This is a genomic window from Streptomyces sp. MK37H (assembly GCF_018035285.1).
GTDB classification, from domain to species: Bacteria; Actinomycetota; Actinomycetes; order Streptomycetales; family Streptomycetaceae; genus Streptomyces; species Streptomyces endocoffeicus.
The window spans coordinates 1-2948 of the sequence record NZ_JAAAYH010000700.1 but is presented as its reverse complement, the minus strand read 5'-3'; the positions used below and the strand labels follow the sequence as shown (position 1 = coordinate 2948).

The window sequence follows — 2948 nt, the reverse complement described above, 5'->3', positions numbered from 1 at the left end:
GTTCACCGCGGTCTCCACCGTCCCCGCCAGCACCGCGCGCGGCGCGGGCACGCCCTCCGGCACCGGGGTCACCGCGCTCGCCGGGACCACATAGCGGGTCTGATGCGGATACAGGGAGAAGACGGTGCGCCCCCGCAGGGACGCCGGCCCCTCCTCGACCAGACCCACATTGAGATAGCCGTACTTCACCGGCCCCGGGAACTCGCCGTCCTGGAACGGCGCGCGCATCGCGCTGTACTGGCTCTCCGGTACGCCACCACGGAAGACCAGGGTCTCCGTACCACGGCTCACCCCGGAGCACAGCGTGCGCACCACCACGTCCTCGGGCCCTGGTTCGGGCAGGTCCACCTCCCGTATCTCGCCATGGCCGGGGGAGTGGAGCCAGAAGGCACGGGCGGTGCGCGTCATACGACGTTCTCCTGAGAGGTTGAACAATCGGACGGTGGCCCACGTACGGATGACCATGAAGCCGCGAACACGGTACGCGGCACCCATCCACTCCGCCACACAGCCCGGAGGGTGCACGGTGGCCCTGAACAATCCCTACAACACGACGCTGTTGCGCAACGAGACAGCCGCGGGCGCGGCCGCGCAGCTGCTGTTGCTCGTCCTGCTCGGCACGGCGATCGACCTGGGACCCGCGGGCTGGCTGACCGGCCTGGCCTTCGCGGTCGCCACCTGGGCGGTGCTCACCCGCGCCCTGCAGCGGTCCTGGCTCGCCTCCTTCGGCGCGGCCAACCGCGTCACCCTGGCGCGGGCCACGCTCGTCGGCGGGGTGACCGCGCTGGTCGCCGACTCCTTCGAGAGCCCGACGCCGGTCACCGCCCTGGTGTCCCTCACCGCGGTCGCGCTGATCCTCGACGCGGTCGACGGACAGGTCGCGCGCCGCACCGGCACCTCGTCCTCCCTGGGCGCGCGGTTCGACATGGAGGTCGACGCCGTCCTCATCCTGGTGCTCAGCATCTATGTGGCCACCTTCCTCGGCCCCTGGGTGCTGCTGATCGGCGCCATGCGCTACGCCTTCGTCGCCGCGGCATGGGTGCTGCCCTGGCTGAACGGCCAGCTGCCCCCGAGCACGGCCCGCAAGACGGTGGCCGCGCTCCAGGGCGTCCTGCTGCTGGTCGTCGGCGCCGATGTGCTCCCGTATCCGGTGGCCTTCGGCGCCGCCCTGCTGGCCCTGACCCTGCTCAGCTGGTCCTTCGCCCGCGACATCAGGTGGCTGTGGCGCACCCGGGCCGGCCGGGCGCAGTGAGCGCGGCGGCGCCGACGAGCCCGCCGCCCGCTACCAGGGGAGGGTGCCCTCGATGTCGAAGTAGCCTCCCGTCGGGCCGTCCGGGCCCACCGTCGCCATACGGACGATGATCTCGGCGCCCTCCTCGACGGTCTGGTGACCGGTGTGCGCGTTGAGGTCCGTGGCGGTGTAGCCGGGCTCCACGGCGTTGATCCGCATCTCCGGGAACGCCTTCGCGTACTGCACGGTGACCATGTTGACCGTGGCCTTCGACGCCGGATACGCGACCCCCGGATAGGCGTGCGTGGGGGTGTCCGGGGTGGAGACCCGCTCCAGCGAGGCCAGCCCGCTGCTGACATTGACCACGACCGGGGCGGCGGACCGCCGCAGCAGCGGCAGGAAGGCATGGGTCACCCGCACCACGCCGAAGACGTTCGTCTCGAACACCTGCCGCATCATGTCGGCGGTGACCTCGGCGGCGCCGATCACCCCGCCGTCCGGCGTCCGCGCCTCGATACCGGCGTTGTTGATCAGTACATCCAGTCCGCCGTCGGCCTCGACGGTCTTCGCGGCGGCGGCCACGGACGCGTCATCGGTGACATCGAGGACGACCAGCCGAGCCCCCAGCTGCTCGGCGGCGCGGCGTCCGCGGTCGGCGTCCCGGCTGCCCAGATAGACGGTGTGACCCGCGGCGATCAGACGGCGGGCGGTCTCGAAGCCGAGACCCTTGTTCGCTCCGGTGATGAGTGTTGTTGTCATGACTCCAGGCTGCGTCCGCGCCGGGCGGGCAGCCAGGTGCTCCGTCTTCCTGGGACCGCGGGTACCAGGCTCGTCCCCGGCCCGAGGTGCAGACTGGTGACCATGGCGACCACGGAGTTCGGACAGGCGGTACGGCGCTGGCGGGACCGGGTCCCCCCGGAGGCCGCCGGGCTGCCGGCCGGTGGGCAGCGGCGCGCGGCCGGGCTGCGCCGCGAGGAGCTGGCCCTGCTCGCCGGGATCTCCGTCGACTACATCACCCGCCTCGAACAGGGCCGGGCCTCCCATCCCTCGACCCAGGTCGTCGAGGCCCTGGCCAGGGCGCTACGGCTGTCGGCGGCCGAGCGCGCCCACCTCTTCCGGCTGGCCGGGCTGGCCCCACCCGGCCCGGAGACGGTCCCGGCGTACATCACCCCGAGCGTCCAGCGGCTGCTGGACCGGCTGACCGGAACGCCCGTGGCCGTGAGCGACGCGTCCTGGACGCTGCTCATGGCCAATCCGCCGTATGTGGCCCTGAGGGGCGATCCGTCCCGGTGGCGCGGCAACGAGCGCAACGGAGTCTGGCGCCATTTCGTCAGCGGGGACACCGGCTCCCGGCAGACGCATGAGGCCCGGAGCGAGTTCCAGGCCGCGCTGGTCGCCGACCTCCGTACGGCCGCCGCCCGCTACCCGGCCGACCAGCGGCTGCGCCGGCTGGTCGCGGAACTGCGCGCGAACAGCGAGCGGTTCGCCGAGCTGTGGGACTCCGGCGCCGTCGGCCACCACGAGGCATCGCGCAAGACCATCGACCATCCGCGGGTGGGCCCGCTGACACTGGACTGCGATGTGCTCACCGTGGCGGGCAGCGATCTGCGCATCGTGGTCTACACCGCCGAGCCCGACACCGAGGACGCCGAACGCCTCGCCCTCCTCACCGTGCTCGGCACCCAGTCACTCACCGGGTAGGCGATGCCCACCGGCC

The 2948-nt window shown here is 72.4% G+C and carries 3 protein-coding genes and 1 pseudogene; 2 read left to right on the top strand and 2 right to left on the bottom strand.

From position 1 onward, the window contains the following. A pseudogene (locus GWI24_RS42930) lies at positions 1-408 on the bottom strand (dehydrogenase); the annotation flags it as partial. Positions 409-526: 118 nt separating this feature from the next. On the opposite strand from GWI24_RS42930, the gene GWI24_RS42925 reads away from it, so the two are divergent. Then, complete coding sequence (locus tag GWI24_RS42925) at positions 527-1252, top strand: CDP-alcohol phosphatidyltransferase family protein (RefSeq protein WP_210951438.1); 726 nt, start codon at positions 527-529, stop codon at positions 1250-1252. A gap of 30 nt (positions 1253-1282) precedes the next feature. Here the strand turns inward: GWI24_RS42925 and GWI24_RS42920 are convergent, their stop codons facing one another. Continuing rightward, positions 1283-1990, bottom strand: a complete 708-nt coding sequence (locus GWI24_RS42920) for an SDR family oxidoreductase (RefSeq protein WP_210951437.1) — start codon at positions 1988-1990, stop codon at positions 1283-1285. A gap of 102 nt (positions 1991-2092) precedes the next feature. On the opposite strand from GWI24_RS42920, the gene GWI24_RS42915 reads away from it, so the two are divergent. Continuing rightward, positions 2093-2932, top strand: coding sequence for a helix-turn-helix transcriptional regulator (locus tag GWI24_RS42915; RefSeq protein ID WP_210951436.1), 840 nt, complete (start codon positions 2093-2095; stop codon positions 2930-2932). Positions 2933-2948: the final 16 nt, after the last annotated feature.

What these genes read in the sequence shown, in the direction of transcription:
- GWI24_RS42920 (WP_210951437.1), bottom strand. Translation starts at nt 1,990, where the DNA reads ATGACAACAACACTCATCACCGGAGCGAACAAGGGTCTCGGCTTCGAG.
- GWI24_RS42915 (WP_210951436.1), top strand. Translation starts at nt 2,093, where the DNA reads ATGGCGACCACGGAGTTCGGACAGGCGGTACGGCGCTGGCGGGACCGG.